We start from the raw sequence: 17,196 nt of genomic DNA on the forward strand, positions 1-17,196 counted from the left end.
TTCTTAAATTCATCTATTTGCTGAGGAATTTCATGACTTGGGTTATCGTCGCGCTGTGTGGTTTTATCCTACTAGCTACGCTATTGCCACTTGCTAAACATCCGCATTGGAGTGTGAGAGCAATGGAGTTCCCGCGGCTTCAGCTCGTTGTTATTACCGCATTTACGCTACTGCTGTCCATTTTCTATCTTAATCTTCAAAGTGTAGCCACGCTTGCTGCCATTTCTCTATTAGGTTGTTTAAGTTTTCAACTGTGGTGGATTTTACCCTACACCCCGCTTTGGCCTGTCGAGGTAAAAAAAGCGACAACCAATACTCACACAATTAGTTTGATCACCGCCAATGTACTGCAAACCAATCGACAGTTTAATTTGCTGCTGGAGCAAGTCCGGGTACATCAACCTGATATTTTAGTCACGTTAGAAAGTGATGAGATATGGGAGCAACAATTAGACTCATTGCTGGACATACTGCCCTACAGCGTTAAATGTCCACAATCCAATTTATACGGCATGCACGTTTATTCTCGCTACCCGCTAGACGAGGCAAAATGTGAGTATATCGTTGAAGAAGGCGTACCTTCGATACATGCAAAACTCAGGATCGCTCCCCATATCATGCTCCAAACCCATTTTTTGCATCCGGCACCGCCAAGCCCCACCGAAAACGAAACGGCAATTGAGCGAGATGCGGAATTGGTGGTTGTCGCCAAACGCGTCATAAATGAGCCACTGCCCACCATTGTCACTGGCGATCTCAATGATGTTGCTTGGTCACCAACCACGAGATTATTTAGGAAAATAAGTGGGCTTCTTGATCCGAGAGTTGGCCGAGGCATGTTTAACACTTTTCATGCACAGTACCCGTTTGCACGTTGGCCGCTGGATCATTTGTTTTCGAGTCACCATTTCACAGTGATCGATATTAAAAGGCTCAACAACATAGGGTCAGATCACTTTGCGCTTTATGCAAAACTCGCTTATCAACCGATCAAAAATGAAGATGAAGCAGGACTTGAGCTGAAAAAGAAAGATATACATCGCAGCAAAGAAATTATTGAAAATGCCGTGGCAAAGCCGAATTGCAAATTATGATAGTGAGTTTAAGTACGGTTAGTATGAACGAGTGTTATAAGGTTTTTTAAATAACGTCAACTTGAAGCCAGCATCGTTCACTGACTTCAAGCCGAAAAGTGTATTTACGACTTCAGAGAATTAATCCAAGTCTTGATATCTTCTTCAACAAGCGCCATTGGCCTTGCGCCCTTTAGCAACACCACGTCGTGGAATGCTTTAATATCAAACTTATCGCCCAGTTGCTGTTTAGCATGCTCTCTAAGTTCAACCAATTTAAGCATACCTAACTTATAACCAAGCGCTTGTCCTGGCCAAGCGATATAACGGTCGATAGCCGATACCACATCGCTCATCGCCGTACCAGTTGCATCAGCAAAATACGTGATCGCTTGGTCGCGTGTCCACTTTTTATAATGTAGGCCCGTATCAACCACCAATCGAGCCGCACGATATGCCTCAGCTTGCAGACGACCTAAGTCTCCAAATGGGTCGTCCTTATACATCCCCATTTCGTATGCCAATAGCTCTGAATACAGCGCCCAGCCCTCAACATAACCATTAAATGAGGCATTTTGACGCATCAAACCGATTTCTGTTTGCAACATATTAAGCGCAATTTGGAAGTGGTGACCAGGAACCGCCTCATGATACGTTAAGGTTTTCATCCCAAAGCTTGGTACTGCTTTCATGTCTTTTAGGTTGATTGAAAATACCCCTGGGCGACTGCCATCAAGCGATGGACCGTTGTAGTAACCACCTGGCGCACCTGCTTCCACGGCCTTTGGTATACGTTTAACTTCAACAGGTTGCGGTGGAATTGTAGAAAAATAATCTGGCGCTTTTTGTAAAATTGTCCCTATTTCACCACGCAAGAACGATAATAACGCTTCACGACCTTCGTCAGAATCTGCATATAAAAATCTCGACTCTTCATTAAGCTGCTTCATCCGCTCACCAACAGTACCTTGTGAATAGCCATTTTGCTTAAGGATTTCGTCCATACGCTTTGAAATACGCTCCACCTCAGCAAGGCCAATTTGGTGGATCTCTTCCGCGCTCATATCAGAATCTGCCAAATAGGTGATTTCATGCTGGTAGAAAGATTCGCCATTTGGTTGGGCCCAAATACCGACATTTTCAGGCGCTTTGCTCTCTAGCGCGTGCATAATCGCAGACACATTTTTAAACTCAGGATAAAGCTTTTGCTCAACTATTTGTGTTGCCTGTGCAACATAATCAGCGGCGGTTTTATTCGTAATACCATCAATATTCGCAAGTTTATCTTTAAACGACGCAACCAAAGGATGTTCTGTACCACTTGGCGCCGTGAAGTTATCTAAATAACCTAGCGTGTTTGGAAATAATACTTTTGGTAAAATTACGCCTTTATTGGCATCCGCTTTTACCTTGCTTGCAACTTGCTTCGTGACTTCAACAAAGGCATTTAGGCGCGCAACATAGTCTTTTGCATCTTGCTCACTTTCAATTCCATGCTGATCTTTTAGCACATTAGGAATATCCAACAATGGGCCAGACAACTGGTTAACAATGTATGGCAGGTGTCCGCCCCAAGTATCAATATAACCTGCTGAGAAGCCTTTATCGCCGGCATAATAACGGGCAATAACTTCATTTACTTTAAGGTGCAACAAGTCATCAGAGTTCGCCACGCCCGATTGTAATTGTTTTAATTTATCTGCGGCTGCGTTCATATCCACCTGTAGCGCCTGCATACCGACAACCGAGTAATCTGGCAGTCTATTGGCGTAGTGACCATATTCACTGCTTGATAATTTGAGCGAAGTGGCAAGTGCGGGTTCGTGGTTAATAAACTGCTTGGTGTACTGTTCTACGACTTTGTCGATTTCTGCACGAGAGAGAGTTGATTCAGTGGTTTTAGCAACAGATGTAGTTTCTGTTGTTGGCTTGTCTTGAGCACATCCGCTCAAACCTAGCACAACAGAGAGTGCTACCAAGCTTATTTTATTCATTATTACGCCGCTCCATTAAGGTTGTTGTCAAAGCTAAAATACCAGTGCAGATCTGGCTGCTGATGGAATAGTCATACCAATTTGAAAAAGCAAATGGATATAAGCACTTTATTAAGAATATGAGACTGCAATAAAGTGCTCACGCTATTCTCATAGATGCAACTACAAGTAACATATTTGCGTTTTTGTTACAGCTATAAAAGACGGAAAATTGCAAATTAATTGACTTTTCCGAGCTTTTTCCAACAAACTAGCTTAGCTTTCGAGCACTAGGGGCTTTGGCGTATTAGCGCATTGCGACGGTAACTCAACGATAACGCGCTGCACGCGACCAGATGACTTGTCAAACACAAAGCAAGCATGTGGCCTTTGCTCTAACTGTAAGCTGATGGTGATACTCAAACTTTTGGGTAAAGCTTGGGCTATGACATCTCTCGATGCTTCGGTAAAGAGTACAGATTCAGGGGTAAATTGATAAAACTGCCCAAACTGCAAATCACAGTGATCGCCTTGCTGTAAGTCCTTTCTATATTCATATTGATAGAGCTTGCTGCCACAACCGGGGCCAAAATAACAGGTCGTCAATGCCGTAAAATTGTAGTCCCGCACTTGTGGAATAAAGCAGCGCTGAGTTCCCTGCTTTGGCGTTGGATGCCAAATCTGTGCACATACTTTAAAAAATGGTCGTTTATTTTCATAAAGTACATATAGATCATCATTGTCCACCATCCCTCGCGCATGATGTTGGTAATTACTACTACCCGCAACTTGTGCCGCGAGAAATTGCTTATTTTGCGATAGCCGATACAACATTTCAGCCAGCAGCCTCAATGTACTGTCATCCAAGCAAGCTGGACCTGTATATAAGCTAGAAACACAATTAACAAAGTCACTAAAGCTAATTGCCCCATGACTATAAAAGTTATCAAATTGGCGTGCCATATTTCTTCCTTGTTTGTAAGCGTTTTAGTCAGACGAATAGAGAGTGCGTCAGCTAAAATTCGAGTTTTTTTAAAACAGAAACTTGCAAATATCCGATTGCAAACTGCGCTGCTTTTTTCTTAGTCCCTAATTAAAGCTAATGCAGACTGAGGAGAACGCAACAAATTAATTACAATTTTGCTGGCAGCCTAGCTAAGACTATTAATGAGAAGCGTCAGAGATGGCGGTTTAGAGTTTATACACTATACAGCGCGTAAGTGAAGCATGAATGTATGTCATAAAAAATTCATGCAAATTTATGTACTTAACACCACGCGCGACAGAGACTGAGCCGAGCGCAATATTTATATTATATTTTCATCGTTTCGAATGACATTAATCAGCAAAACAAGATAAATCACGGCCCAAATTTACTTAGATTTGGATTCAGAGATTACCTCGTCTTGGCTAAACATCTCAACCTGAGCAGCTTGAGATGAGATGCTATGTGCATCAGTTGTTAACGTTAAAATAACAAACAATACAGTCATCACTGCAAATGCAATATTGACCGTTTTCCCTAAAAAGCGTGTTTTTAACATCACGATTTCTCCTAACATTATCACTACTAAGCTTAGTCGAAATCGTGAGCAAAAAGGTTTAATTCAAACAAAAAATAACTCATTAAATGCAATTATCGAAGCGTGTGGGTTTATGTGCTAGCGAACATTCGAGTTAATTGGTTTTATCGCCTTGATAAGCCTGAGTTCCCCATAGTGGCACAGTTGATAAGCTATGCTTAAAACTGCCAGAGGTTTCCTTGGTGGTATAGGCTAAGTACATTAAAGTTTGGTTTTTTGCATCAAAGATCCTTCTCACTTTCATTGCTTTAAAAACACACTTTTTGATTTTTTGAACACCACTTCACCAGAATCGCTTTTGTCTATATTTGCTAGCATTGCCGGTGTTATTTCGCTCGTTTGACGACAAGAAATAGAGCTATCGCTAGGGTCCGAAAAACTCAAGTTATCTTCAACACTCGCGACATGGCAGGTCACGCCCGTTACAACAGGGTCAACCATAGAGTCTAGTTTTATATCTTTGAGCGTAAATAGACCAAGAGATACATCACCAACTTCACTGTCAGAGCAACCGAGTAACGAACAAGATGCCAACAATGCAAACATCAGCTTTTTCATTGTTTTTCCTTAATATTATCGATGTATAAAAGAAGTATACGGAGCTAATACTCTAAGCTATTTAAAAATTTTCGCAAATAGCCGTCTTCCATAAAGAAATAACCATTTCAAAAAATCAAAATAATTATTCACAAAACACGAATAAACATGTTAGCATGCGCCGCAGTTTCAGGGTGGTTAAATACCTAAAGTAAATACAAAGTATTGCCCGTCTATTTACCGCCAGCTGTATGAAATTTTCTCTAAACTCGGGACTAAATGTGCTACTGCATACTTACCCATTTATAAATATTGAAATTTCGTCACGTTTAATTCTAAATTTGAGGTTCCACCATTTATGAGTAAGCTCCATCCAAGCTTAGTCGCACTAGCTGTTAGTTCGAGTTTTTTTGTTGTTAATCAATCACAAGCAGAAGAAAGTAAGGCTCAAGAAAAGTCAATGAGCGAATTCAAGTAACAGCAACTCGACGCGCAGGCACAGTTCAAGAAGCGCCATTAAACATTACCGCCGTCGACAGCGATGTAATGAGCGACCAAAATATTGGCGACCTTGAAGACGTAGCAAGATGGGTCCCAGGTTTGACAATCACAGAACAAGGTGGCCGTGAAGGTTCACCTATTATTGTTCGTGGTTTGAATACTAATTCGTCAGAACGTGCCTCTGACTCGGGAACCGTGGCAACTTACCTCGGCGAAATCCCAATCAATGTGGATTTGCGACTAACCGATATCGAACGTGTTGAAGTCTTGATTGGCCCACAAGGTACGCTTTACGGCGCAGGCACGCTAGGTGGTGCGATTAGAACCATGCTTAAAGCGCCAGTGCTTGACGTTATTGAGGGTAAACTAAGTGGTGATTTATTCAGTATCAATGATAGTGACAGCCATGGTCATGAAGTGGGTGCTGTCTTCAATATGCCTGTAGTGATGGATGAATTAGCCGTTCGTGCAAGTATTAACCGCTATCACAACCCCGGTTTTATGGATTACAGGTATGTGGTTAAGCAAGCTGGCGTTTCAAACCCAGCTCCTGATTGGTCCAATGCTGAGGATGTAAAAGCAAACATCAACGCAGTTGCGGATGCAAATGATGAGACCATTACGACCACACGGGTTTCTCTACGTTGGTTGGTGAGTGAGAATATCGATACCACGCTGAACTATTTTCACCAGAAGCAAGAAAATGGCGCTAACTCAATTTCACAATATCAAAGCCTTGCGGCACAGCACCCGCTTGCCGATACGATCAAACCATACGAGTCAGCCTACCGCGTGCTTGAACCTAACGAACAAGAAGACGACCTGCTTAGCCTTGAAATCAACGCCGATTTAGAGTTTGCTGATTTAGTTTCGGCATCCGGTTGGTCAAGTAAAGAACAACAAGGCCAACGAGATCAAACCGATCTACTTTATGATATTTGGCCGGGTTATGCGGATTTTCCTAGTTTCACCGCGTTGACCAAAGACACCACAGATCAAGACACTTTTACCCAAGAGATCCGTTTAGTCTCTAAAGGGGATGACGCGCTAAATTGGATTGCTGGGGTATATTACAGTAAACAAGAAATTAGCTCGGACGATAGAGAGTACACGCCAGGACTTACGGAGTTTTGGGGCGATGAAATCGACAATATTGAGCAAGACCTTGAGTATATTGCACTTACCAATGCCACCAGCAAAGAGTCTGCATTGTTTGGCGAAATCGGCTACGCATTTTCAGATGATTTTAATATCACAGTGGGCGCTCGTTTCTATCGCTATGATGTTAAAACTGAGTCAGCTGCAGAAACCCCGCTCTATTCTGGGGGCCTGCCAAGCCTCGAACAAATTTCATTTGAACAAGTCAGTGCCAAAGACAATGGTAGTTTGTTTAAGTTTAATGCCAATTACACTTGGCAAGATGGACTGCTGACGTACTTCACTGTCAGTGAAGGATTTAGGTTAGGCGGTGGCAACGGTTTGGAGTCCTGTCCAGAAACACTACCTGAGCAACAGATCATCTGTGCACTGCCGCATGAGCTTAGCTATAAACCAGATACCACCACTAACTATGAGCTGGGATTAAAGTCTACATGGCTAAATAACAAGCTACATTTTAATGCCGCACTATTCAGTGTTGATTGGGAAGATGCACAGATCTCATCCGTGACGGTAAACGGCCAAGAGATCATTACCTCTAATGCTGGCTCTGCGAACTCTAGTGGGATTGAGTTGTCAACCCGGGCTATGTTGAACGACCAGTGGACGGTGTATGCAACCTATTCTTATGCAAAAGCACAGCTCACTGATGATGCACCAGCCCTGTTTGCGGTATTCAAGGAAGGTGACTATAGCGCTGAAGAAATCGCGCTTTACCAGCCGTACTATGACGGTACAGATGGTGACCGCCTACCTGGCGCGCCAAAACAGCAGTTCTCATTCGGTTTAAGCTACGAGCAGGAAGTGTTCGACAACAAAATGCTTAACGTTAATTATGGAGTAACCGCACAGAGTGACGTATACACGAAAGTCGGACTCAAAGCTGACGGAGAGATATTATCAGGATTTGCCTTGTCTAACCTCAGTGCGAAGCTTTCAAGCGAGCAATGGGCCGTCACTTTTTATGTCGACAACCTGTTTGACAAATTTGCTTTCACCTCGGTAAGACGCGACAAGTCTTGGGCTGGTGAAGCTAAATTCGCGGCGTTAAACAAAGCCTTGCCAGAGCAGCAACGAGTGTACGGACACTATGTCACAACACCTCGTACCGTTGGGGTCAAGCTTAACTACCAGTTTGAGTTATAATCAGCAAAAAACTAAAATAGAGAGTGAAGTTACCTTCACTCTCTATACGTTGCGATGACATCATACAATCAGATCCAAAGCTATATTCAACAACGCCAATTTCAAGCGGCGCATCACGCATTAGTCGCTCGCATTAATACCAATGCCAACGATCACCACGCGTACGCCTTATTGGCCGAATTGAATATCGCTCTCGGTAACCTCAGCAAAGCACTAAAAATTTACGACAAGTGCCTAAGTTTATTTCCCTGCGCACTTTACTCCCTAAGTGCTGCCAAACTTGCGCTTTTTACCCAAGCACCATTAGTGGCAAAGCGCTATATTCTGCATTTGCTAGGTAACACACAGTTGTCGGGATCTGAGCACGATACTCTCGCAAATATATTACTGAGATTAAATCAATATACTGACGCTGGCTGGCATTTTAGCCATGCCTATACACGCTCACCACACTGTCCTGAAATCGCGCTCAACTATGCAATGCATTTAAAGATGTCTGGTGAATTAGCACAAGCGCGGACGCTGCTTGCCTCTTTAGTGCAAACAAACCCAAGTAATGCAAAGTGCCAGTTAGCCTACTCAGAGCTTACTCCTGTAGAATTAGCACCGACTCGCATCACTCAGTTAGCAACTGAAATAACAGCGCAAACTGCGCCTCTTGCATTACAACGGCTTTACCATGCGCAGGCGCTCGAATACGAAAAGCAGGAAAATTATCCCAAGGCATGGCAAAGCTTTGTGGCCAGTAAACAAGCGATAAGTACCGAGGTTTCCTATTCATCTAAACAAATGACTGGCTATTTTCAAGCACTTGGCAAACTTCTAGACAAGCCTATTGATTTTGCTCCAGAGCAAACGCTTGCACCTGTATTTATCATTGGGCTACCACGCTCAGGCACCAGTTTAATGGAGCAGATCTTAGCGCAATTGTCGCTACAACCGCTGGGAGAAACCAGTGTATTGCCCCAAGCACTTAGGTTTTCTCGTGACTACAACAGTAATATTCAATATATCAGCCACGCCTATAAAGAGGCTAACGCCATTGGGCAATACCGTCTCTTCACCGCGCAGTCCATTGCTGGTGCTCAACGTTTTATAGACAAACAACCATTTCATTTTTTCTTTATCGATTTGCTTGCAAAGGCGTTTCCACGCGCGAAATTTGTCGTGATGAAACGAGACAGAACAGATACTTGTATCGCAAACTTCCGTCAATTATATCAAACGAATAGCCCCTTTCATGGCTACTCATACCGGATGCAAGATATTCAAGCTATGTATGATAATACTTATGCGTTTTTGCAAGATGCCGCACAAAAACATCCGACTCAAATTAAATTTGTGAATTATGAATCGCTGGTAGAAATGCCTCAGGCTGTGATGAAGGAAGTCTGTCAATTTCTCGAGCTGGATTGGCAAGACAATGCACTTCACTTTTATAAGCAGGGTTATTACTCAGCGACAGCCAGCAAAATGCAGATCAGACAACCATTGAACAATGCAAGTGTGGGCAAATATCGAAATGTATACCCAATATAGGAATATTGCCCCATTGCAGTGATGATGCTAACGTTAGACAAAAGGAATACAAAACAATAACGATATGAAGCAACTATTCCCTCCTCTCTGTTTCGCAACACTTGTGGCTTGTACACCGGTCGAAATAACAAAAACCGAGCAAGCACTCACACAAGCTCAACAGCAAAGAGACATAGAAGCACAAGCACAGGCGCTCAAGACACTCAGTGAATACGACAGCGCCACATGGCAAAGCTTATATCAAGAAACACAAAATGCCTCAGCTTTACTACTAGACGCACAAATTGCTTATGAAAACGCTGATATCGTTACGGCTCAGATAAAAGCCGCGCAATCAAAAGCACTTAACAATTCACTACAAGCGGATACGTTGCTGCGCACCTTATCTGCCGACTACCCTCTGACCGAGCTGATTGATACATTGGTAAAGTTACATTCTGCATCAAACCGGCATGAAATTGCACTCACGAGCTTCTTTAACCAACCTCCTAGTGAATGGAACATAATCGACGTCAATCAAAAATTGTCGCTGATCAACGCTCATATTCAAGCGATTCGAAAGCAGATTGCAGCTATTCCTGAAGGTAAAAAGCACAATGCAGTCTACCAAACTGTACTGACGGTGGCTGAATCTCAAATTGAACAACTAGGTAAGCAGGAAAGTTTGCTTTTGCGCAACCTTCAGCAGCAATTAAGTACCATACATGCGGAGCAATTTATACAGCTTCATCACACAGTGACAGAGCAACTGAATAACTTTGAAGAACGAGTAGTAGCCTCAATGATCCGCCAAGATCAAAATAAATTAATTGAGACAATGCAGCACCAAAGTGAGCTGCTGTACAACATTGATCTCATGTTAAAGCAGACAGGCTCTGCAAGACATGCTGAGTTTGAGCTTTTTTACCTTGCTTATATTCAACTGCTGAATAAGTCCAAAGATTACAGAGAGTATGCTCGGCAAGGTAAAGCAGCCCTCGCATTATTTGAGCGCGCCGGAGCCCCTCTTAACTTTTATCAACAGTATCAAATGCTGGTGTCTGAGCCACTAACACTGAGCGATGATTTACTCGCTTTTGCACGCTCACAAAATGAATCAAAATTTTTGTATAGAAAATACTAGGCCCTACTAGCGACTAGTTATCCACCATGCGAGCAGCACAATTGCCGTTGTGAGAATAACGGCTTTTATTTTATGTTGTTTAATTAGCTTTTCAGCCTGATCACCAGCAAAGTAAACGACCGCCGCCAAGCCAAAATAACGTAGTGAACGGGCAATACAGGTTGCAATTAGAAATTGTAATAGTGAAAACTTTGTGGCGCCAGCTGCTAACATGGCAATCTGAAAAGGTACTGGCGCAATACCTAAGGTCAACACAAACCAAAATCCCTGACTTTGCATCTGCGCTTTCACTTGCTCAAACTGAGACTGGCTCGACAGCAGCTCAATAGCGGAATCCCCCACTGCATCAAATAAATAGTACCCCAACGCATAACCAAATAAGGCACCAATCACACATCCAACCGTCGCCATTAGCGCAATTAGCCATAGTTTTTCTCGCCTTGCCTGCATTAGCGGCACCATCACAGCTTCAAGCGGAATAGGCACGATGGTTGACTCTAAAAAAGAGGCAACCGTGATCCCTTTGAGCATATTTTTTGATTCTACTAATCGCTTGGTCTTTTGCTTCAATTCAGCCGTTAGCGCCATCACACTTCCCCTGATGTTCTGAGTAATGGAGACAAGCATAGCCTAAGCTATGTTTCTCCTTCCTGAATTAAATGGTTATTCATATATGCTGGTATTTGTATGTGCGGACAAATGCGATACTCTGTTTTAGAGTGAATTATTGGGGGGGATGTTTCTGTGAATTATTTGGCGCATTTGTACTTTGCCAAACCAACTGCCGCATCGCACTTTGGCAACTTGCTCGGTGACTTTCAAAAAGGCGTGAATATACAAGTACTGCCCAAACCTGTGCAACTTGGTCTACAAACACATATGCAAGTCGATAAATTTACTGATAGCCACACGATAACAAAATCTGCTAAACAACTTTTTTCGCCCGCGCGTCGCCGCTTTGCAGGCATTGCACTGGATGTGTTATATGACCACTTTTTGATTAAGCACTGGCAGCAATATCACAGCACCTCGCTTGATGACTTTAAACGTCAGAGCTTTTCATTGCTGCACGATCACTTGCACATCATGCCTGCGCACATGCAACGAGTCGTTAGCGCAATGACACAAAATGATTGGTTTGCCACCTATGAATCCGTAGCTGGTGTGGGTCATGCACTCGATAACATCGCAAAACGTATTCGTTTTCAAAACCAATTCTCAGGCACTGAAGTGGATATAAAAGAGCACTACCACCAGCTTGAATCTGGATTTCAAACCTTTTTTCCGCAGTTGGTTGAGCACATAAGGCAGCAATCCATAGAGCACCAGAAAATAGAGTAAACTGTCGCCGTGTTACCCAATACCAACTCGATAGCAAGGTTGCCAGAAAGGGCTGCTCCCCGCTGGACACCTGTTCTTTGGCTGCTATCTAACCAGTCAAAACGGTACATAAACGCTTGGTGGATTTTATACCAATACCAGAGACAGACTACTCGTTGAAGTGAAGTTTCCGATTAAATCCGCTCAAAACGATATAGGCCACGCCAAATCACCGCGATGATCTCACCTTTATCATTCGTTTCAATGGTGACATCTGCGCCCCCTTCAAGCTCAATCAAGGTGTCTTCCTCTGTGGCAACAAACGCCATCAGGTTATCCCGGGCCATATCTAAGACGTTAAATCGCGTCCCCTCTCGGGTGATTTTCATTTTAAACTGATGATCTTTCTCATAAGCATACAGACCTTCCAATTGCTTTGCGCGTGCCTCAGGTAATGTAATCGCGGTTATCTTTTTACTGCGTATAAAATTCCAGCCGTAATGTTCGCTGATGGCAATGCGAAGCTCACCAAATACGGTACTCGCTGAGTCGCCATTGGACATCAACACCATACCCTCATCTTTTTCCACAAATGCTTCAAAACGATTGCTAAAGCCTTTATTTTTACCACCATGGGTGAAAACAAGCCCTTGCTCTCGCTGTTCAAGCTCTGGTCCCAAACCCCATACGTCATGATGAACTTCAAGCATTTGCTTCGCCAGCTCTGGTGTGATGGGCCCCACGGTATTGCCTGCATACGCTTGTTGTACGGCCATAATATATTTAGCGAGATCCACCGGAGTGGTCCAAAGGCCAGCCGCGGCTTGTTCTGGATAAACATGCCAGTCCCCTTCAACTTGCTCGCCTTTATCGTCAAACGCAGCACTGGCTTTTGACCATAGCGTTTTCGGTAATGGTTGCGCATAGGTACTATTGTGCATCCCTAGCGGAGTTAAAATTGCCTGCTGGACATACTCTTCAAATGGCATTTTTGTCACATCTGCCACGAGCAATTCCATTACCGTGTAACCACCGCCAGAATAGCGCCAAGCTTTACCTGGCAAAGTGTCAACCGTCACTAAGTCGGTATTGCCTTTACCCATTAAGACTTCAACGTCAGTTGGAATTTTACTACCACGCACGTAGCCCGGAAAACCATGTTGAGTGAGCCCCGAGGTGTGAGTCATTAACTGTCTCAAAGTAACAGGATTGGCTTTGGTAAATTCGTTCGTTGGTACTTTCCAAGAAGTGAGATATTGATTAACGTCAGCATCTAAATCGACTTTACCATCTTGCGCTAACTTTAATACCGCAAGCGCAGCAACTGGCTTACTAATTGACCCTGCCTGAAACAGCGTTTCAGTAGTCACTTTTCGATTTTGCTTTTTATCTGCAATGCCAAAACCCTCAGCCCACACCACTTTACCATCTTTGATCACGGCAAGGCTTAAGCCCGGCAAATGCGTTTCTTGAAGACGCGTCTGCAAATCTACAGGTTTATATTTTTGGCCTTCTAACTGAACTCTAGGTAAAAGATTTTGTGCAACTTGTTGAACTTGATGTTGGGCCGAGTCAGTGGCGAAGGATGTCTGACTTAGCAAAGACGAGCAAAATATGGCGCAGTACAATAGTTTCGACATGATATTTCCCTTGTTATTATCGTTATTCACTCACTTTACACATTGATAAATGTGCCGTGAATGAATAACAGTATAATCATGAGATAAAGAAAAATGCACCTACATCAACTTTGTGCCTGAGACACTCGGCGATTAACGGGGTAACGCTCAAAATCCTCCCAGTAATGAATTCCACCTATCATCTCTTTTACTTGATAGCCCAATTTTGCAAGCTTATACGCGGCCTTTGTCGCGCCATTACACCCAGGACCCCAACAATAAACCACGATTGGTGTGACCTTGTCATACTTAGCCATCGTCAGTTCGCTTATGTCTGCGCTTGGCATATTGACTGCGCCTTGAGCATGACTTTTAGCAAAGGCTTCATTCGACCTGACATCAAATAGCACAAAATCCTGCTGCCCCGTTAACATCGCCTGATAAACATCAGCACAATCCGTTTCGCAAGCCAGCTTCATTGCAAAATACTGTGATACTTCTACTTTCATCTTTTAACTCCTATTTAAATACCTTGGGTCCTAAATAATCTGAGCTGCGGATAATTATTTAACCTGAGGTTTGGATAAGGAATGAGCTAGCTCAGGTTATTTAACCTCACCCGAGGTCAACTACGTTACGCACTTGATAGGCGTTAATGAATTCATATTTTTTGAAGGCGATGTTCATCATTTCAGAATAGGCAATCACAGCAAGCTCATTTAAACTGGTGGTATTCAATACGTAATTGAGTTTAGTGCAATGGAGTTTTACCATTTAAGGTCGTTTGTTGCAGTTGCAGAGGCCCAAAATCTAACGGCAGCAGCGAAACGACTGTACACCACACCACCTGCTATCAGCGCCCATATCAAAGCGCTTGAGGAAGAACTCAATACCGTGTTGTTTCACCGTTCGAGTAAAGGGATGCAGCTCACAGAACAAGGTAAGATCTTGCTAGACAAAGCTAAGTTAACGCTTGCAAGTGCAAATGATTTAATGCACACCGCAGCGCAAACCAAAACACTGCTCACAGGCGAGTTCAGACTTGGCTTGAACCACCCTATCGGCACCTCGAGCGAACTTGGCACACTGATAAAAACCCTCAACCAGCACTTTCCAAGTCTTTCTTTTTCGCTGGAATTACTCTCAAGTGGTGTCATCGTCGACAAACTCAGTGATGGGCTACTTGATGGTGGGGTTATTTATGGCGAAGTACCTGCACATTTTAGCGCTGTACCGCTCACAGAAGTTGCAGTTACCACCGCTTATCCTGCATCTTGGCCTGTGCCATCACATAAAGCCGAATTGGCACAGATGACGTGGATACGTATGGGAAAAGGCTGCCCTTTTGATAAGCAACTTGATCAACAGCTAAGCGAAGTAAACGCGGTAAATATTAATGCTGCGGATGAGCGCTCCCGCTTGGCTTTAGTTAAGGCAGGGCTCGGCGTGAGTTTTATTGAAGCCAACGCCATTGCAGATCAAGGAGCAGAAGTTGCCTTGTCTAGTTTGCTAGACTTTTCGCTCCCCGTAAATTTTGTTGTGGCAAATCAAGCGCTCACAGAGCCTAAAGTGAACGCCGTGTACCAAGTCGTTTGTGCATCTATTGATGCTGCGCAAGGATAATCCCCTGCTGCTTTTTCGGCATTTTTTCGACTACAAGGCGAAATGAGTTATCCATCATCCGCTCAAGTTCTCCTGTAGGAATGGAGCCATCGAGCACCACCGTGTTCCACAGCTTTTTATTCATGTGATAACCCGGTAACACCGCACTAAAAATGTCTCGCAGCGCTTGCGCTTCATCAGGATCGCATTTGAGATTTACGCGCCAATGGGGATGCTCGTCATCTTTTTTGCCCATTTTACCAAGCGCCAACGTCGCGAACATTTTGTCTTTCACTTTATATACATCAACGCCTTCACCAAAAGGCTGACTTACGCTGGTATAGGGTTTTGCAAGCAAGTAGTCATGTACTTGTTGATGATCCATCTTATTCTTCTGCCTTTAGGTTAATCGTTGCCGCTTAGTAGTAAAGCATAATACCAAGCGGCGTAGTAGCATAAATTACTCAACCTGAGGTTTGAATAAGAAATACGCTAACTCATTGTTTTGAAGCTCAGGTCACTCAGGTTGTGGTGCCTGTCCTTGCCAACTCCAACTTGGAAATAGCTCGCCATTCACGACGGCATTATTACCAGAAAACAGCGAGTGCGGCCTTTCTTGCGTTACCCAATTTGTCGCAGAGGAGTGCTCCAACTCAAAAACCACGTTCCCAAAGAAGCTGTAAGGCCCTGACAAGGTCGAGTTTCTATAAGCAGCAAACAAGGTTTGGCCGCCCATCATCAGTTCACCAACACTACTTTGCTGGTCGATTTCGGCGGCGCCTTTACTCCAGATCATTAATAGGTTTATATGCGACTGCCCATCTGCTAAAAAGTAGCCATTTCCAGCAACTTGTACTGCGTCGAACTGGTTCCCTTGGGTACTTCTAGCATTGGCGGTGTCAAACACATATGCTGTCATCGCCTGATTTCCGGCTACAAATTCAGCAAAAGCGCCCCCTGCTATTTTCACTTTGGCTTGGTTTAGATTACTTAAGTAAAGATTACTATTATCTGTCACGATATAGTGGTATTCAGGCTCAGTGCCTTGCACTTGAGTCGCGACATTATCCAATCTTGCCATTCCCTGCGCCGTTACCGTTATGCTACTTTGCTGAGCGGTGCTGACAAGCCCTAAGTTATTGAGCTTAGCCGAGCCAGACTCCACTAATATGGTCGGCTGCACGCCGCTTAGCGCCCCAGAGATAACATCTTGGGTATTATCAGACCCAGTAATGGTGATACCAGATCTCGTGATCTTAATTGGGCCCTGACATTGTCCTTGAATAGCAAAGGTAATTTCATCGACAGGCCAACTTACTTGCTCAACGGCACGTTTCAGTAAGCTGGGGTTAGTATGACAGTTGATAGCAAAAGTATACGACCCACTGACGCTTTGTGATGCGACTTGCTTTGCCAAGACATGCAGCCTTTTGACATCGCTGTCATTTGTATCCTTTGCAAAAACATGGGAAGCGCAGATAGCGGATGCAACCAAACTGGTTGCAAATATGCTTGTACTTAATTTCATTTCCTTATCCTTTACACGGTTAATCCTGCCAATTGCAGTACCCTAAATCCTAATACAGATCTAGATATAAAATGCACTGTATATTTAAACACTACTGACACTCCCTGACACAACATCGTGGTTTACTCTTTTTGAACTCAAAAAGGAGAAAGACCATGCAACAAAATGTCGTAGAGATTGTAAAATTTAAATTGGCTCTTGGTGCTACAGAGAGTGACATTATGGGTGTAAACCCAGCTTTTACCGAGTGGGTTGAACAGCAACCTGGGTTACTATATCGTTCGTTGACTAAAGACAGTCAGACTGACGAGTATTTAGATATTATTTATTGGCAATCGATGGAGCATGCTAAAGCGGTTTCGGCACAATTCCCAACAACCGAAGTATGCCAAAGATTAACGCAATACATAGACAGCGAGAGTGTCACCATTAGTCACAGTAATGTGCTCTCTCAAACCCCATGTAGCGGTTAATCAATCTGAGATTTGAATAAC

At 43.6% G+C, this 17,196-nt stretch carries 14 protein-coding genes and 2 pseudogenes; 7 read left to right on the plus strand and 9 right to left on the minus strand.

Annotated features, from left to right (window positions below; all coding sequences use genetic code 11):
* The first annotated feature begins 32 nt into the window (after positions 1 to 32).
* A complete protein-coding gene (locus tag GSF13_RS19040) occupies positions 33 to 1,094 on the plus strand; it encodes an endonuclease/exonuclease/phosphatase family protein (RefSeq protein ID WP_211866696.1) in 1,062 nt (353 codons plus the stop codon).
* A 104-nt stretch (positions 1,095 to 1,198) separates the two neighbouring features.
* Here the strand turns inward: GSF13_RS19040 and GSF13_RS19045 are convergent, their stop codons facing one another.
* From GSF13_RS19045 to GSF13_RS19060, 4 genes and pseudogenes are all read right to left on the minus strand, one after another.
* Entirely contained in the window at positions 1,199 to 3,067 is a 1,869-nt protein-coding gene (locus GSF13_RS19045) for a DUF885 domain-containing protein (protein ID WP_211866698.1), read from the minus strand.
* A gap of 255 nt (positions 3,068 to 3,322) precedes the next feature.
* The gene (locus tag GSF13_RS19050) at positions 3,323 to 4,009 is read right to left on the minus strand and encodes a transposase (protein WP_211866699.1); all 687 of its coding nucleotides are present in this window, start codon (positions 4,007 to 4,009) and stop codon (positions 3,323 to 3,325) included.
* 410 nt (positions 4,010 to 4,419) lie between these two features.
* A complete protein-coding gene (locus GSF13_RS19055) occupies positions 4,420 to 4,593 on the minus strand; it encodes a hypothetical protein (RefSeq protein ID WP_157782802.1) in 174 nt (57 codons plus the stop codon).
* Between the two features lie 130 nt (positions 4,594 to 4,723).
* Positions 4,724 to 5,187, minus strand: a pseudogene (locus GSF13_RS19060) (CreA family protein).
* Between the two features lie 337 nt (positions 5,188 to 5,524).
* On the opposite strand from GSF13_RS19060, the pseudogene GSF13_RS19065 reads away from it, so the two are divergent.
* The 3 genes and pseudogenes from GSF13_RS19065 (at position 5,525) to GSF13_RS19075 (ending at position 10,633) form a co-directional block, all read left to right on the plus strand.
* Positions 5,525 to 7,971: pseudogene (locus tag GSF13_RS19065) on the plus strand (TonB-dependent receptor).
* 54 nt (positions 7,972 to 8,025) lie between these two features.
* On the plus strand, positions 8,026 to 9,510 hold the full coding sequence (locus GSF13_RS19070; protein ID WP_211866701.1) for a sulfotransferase: 1,485 nt from the start codon (positions 8,026 to 8,028) through the stop codon (positions 9,508 to 9,510).
* A 64-nt stretch (positions 9,511 to 9,574) separates the two neighbouring features.
* Positions 9,575 to 10,633 (plus strand): hypothetical protein, encoded by a 1,059-nt coding sequence (locus tag GSF13_RS19075; protein ID WP_211866703.1) that lies wholly within the window; start codon positions 9,575 to 9,577, stop codon positions 10,631 to 10,633.
* 6 nt (positions 10,634 to 10,639) lie between these two features.
* On the opposite strand, the gene GSF13_RS19080 is transcribed toward GSF13_RS19075, so the two are convergent.
* Complete coding sequence (locus GSF13_RS19080; RefSeq protein ID WP_102057285.1) at positions 10,640 to 11,221, minus strand: VTT domain-containing protein; 582 nt, start codon at positions 11,219 to 11,221, stop codon at positions 10,640 to 10,642.
* A 156-nt stretch (positions 11,222 to 11,377) separates the two neighbouring features.
* On the opposite strand from GSF13_RS19080, the gene GSF13_RS19085 reads away from it, so the two are divergent.
* Positions 11,378 to 11,974: an ACP phosphodiesterase gene (locus tag GSF13_RS19085; protein ID WP_211866705.1), complete on the plus strand. Its 597-nt coding sequence runs from the start codon at positions 11,378 to 11,380 to the stop codon at positions 11,972 to 11,974.
* A gap of 173 nt (positions 11,975 to 12,147) precedes the next feature.
* Here the strand turns inward: GSF13_RS19085 and GSF13_RS19090 are convergent, their stop codons facing one another.
* Both GSF13_RS19090 and GSF13_RS19095 read right to left on the minus strand, forming a co-directional pair.
* Positions 12,148 to 13,593 (minus strand): serine hydrolase domain-containing protein, encoded by a 1,446-nt coding sequence (locus tag GSF13_RS19090; RefSeq protein ID WP_211866707.1) that lies wholly within the window; start codon positions 13,591 to 13,593, stop codon positions 12,148 to 12,150.
* A 104-nt stretch (positions 13,594 to 13,697) separates the two neighbouring features.
* Positions 13,698 to 14,081, minus strand: a complete 384-nt coding sequence (locus GSF13_RS19095; RefSeq protein ID WP_206473269.1) for a rhodanese-like domain-containing protein — start codon at positions 14,079 to 14,081, stop codon at positions 13,698 to 13,700.
* Positions 14,082 to 14,331: 250 nt separating this feature from the next.
* Between GSF13_RS19095 and GSF13_RS19100 the strand changes: the two genes are divergently transcribed.
* Positions 14,332 to 15,195 (plus strand): LysR family transcriptional regulator, encoded by an 864-nt coding sequence (locus GSF13_RS19100; protein WP_206473267.1) that lies wholly within the window; start codon positions 14,332 to 14,334, stop codon positions 15,193 to 15,195.
* Here the strand turns inward: GSF13_RS19100 and GSF13_RS19105 are convergent.
* Together GSF13_RS19105 and GSF13_RS19110 are read right to left on the minus strand one after the other, a co-directional pair.
* Positions 15,173 to 15,559: an MmcQ/YjbR family DNA-binding protein gene (locus GSF13_RS19105; protein ID WP_206473265.1), complete on the minus strand. Its 387-nt coding sequence runs from the start codon at positions 15,557 to 15,559 to the stop codon at positions 15,173 to 15,175. The genes GSF13_RS19100 and GSF13_RS19105 overlap by 23 nt on opposite strands.
* Before the next feature lie 132 nt (positions 15,560 to 15,691).
* Positions 15,692 to 16,702 carry a hypothetical protein gene (locus GSF13_RS19110; RefSeq protein WP_206473263.1) on the minus strand — a complete coding sequence of 337 codons (1,011 nt, stop codon included), beginning with the start codon at positions 16,700 to 16,702 and terminating at the stop codon, positions 15,692 to 15,694.
* A gap of 155 nt (positions 16,703 to 16,857) precedes the next feature.
* Between GSF13_RS19110 and GSF13_RS19115 the strand changes: the two genes are divergently transcribed.
* Complete coding sequence (locus tag GSF13_RS19115; protein WP_010606230.1) at positions 16,858 to 17,175, plus strand: hypothetical protein; 318 nt, start codon at positions 16,858 to 16,860, stop codon at positions 17,173 to 17,175.
* The last annotated feature ends 21 nt before the right edge of the window (positions 17,176 to 17,196 follow it).

This window comes from Pseudoalteromonas sp. M8, assembly GCF_018141365.1.
Taxonomy (GTDB): domain Bacteria; phylum Pseudomonadota; class Gammaproteobacteria; order Enterobacterales; family Alteromonadaceae; genus Pseudoalteromonas.

Coding starts and splice junctions, on each gene's coding strand:
- GSF13_RS19040 (WP_211866696.1), top strand. CDS start 33: ATGACTTGGGTTATCGTCGCGCTGTGTGGTTTTATCCTACTAGCTACG.
- GSF13_RS19045 (WP_211866698.1), bottom strand. CDS start 3,067: ATGAATAAAATAAGCTTGGTAGCACTCTCTGTTGTGCTAGGTTTGAGC.
- GSF13_RS19050 (WP_211866699.1), bottom strand. CDS start 4,009: ATGGCACGCCAATTTGATAACTTTTATAGTCATGGGGCAATTAGCTTT.
- GSF13_RS19070 (WP_211866701.1), top strand. CDS start 8,026: ATGACATCATACAATCAGATCCAAAGCTATATTCAACAACGCCAATTT.
- GSF13_RS19075 (WP_211866703.1), top strand. CDS start 9,575: ATGAAGCAACTATTCCCTCCTCTCTGTTTCGCAACACTTGTGGCTTGT.
- GSF13_RS19080 (WP_102057285.1), bottom strand. CDS start 11,221: ATGGCGCTAACGGCTGAATTGAAGCAAAAGACCAAGCGATTAGTAGAA.
- GSF13_RS19090 (WP_211866707.1), bottom strand. CDS start 13,593: ATGTCGAAACTATTGTACTGCGCCATATTTTGCTCGTCTTTGCTAAGT.
- GSF13_RS19095 (WP_206473269.1), bottom strand. CDS start 14,081: ATGAAAGTAGAAGTATCACAGTATTTTGCAATGAAGCTGGCTTGCGAA.
- GSF13_RS19100 (WP_206473267.1), top strand. CDS start 14,332: ATGGAGTTTTACCATTTAAGGTCGTTTGTTGCAGTTGCAGAGGCCCAA.
- GSF13_RS19105 (WP_206473265.1), bottom strand. CDS start 15,559: ATGGATCATCAACAAGTACATGACTACTTGCTTGCAAAACCCTATACC.
- GSF13_RS19110 (WP_206473263.1), bottom strand. CDS start 16,702: ATGAAATTAAGTACAAGCATATTTGCAACCAGTTTGGTTGCATCCGCT.
- GSF13_RS19115 (WP_010606230.1), top strand. CDS start 16,858: ATGCAACAAAATGTCGTAGAGATTGTAAAATTTAAATTGGCTCTTGGT.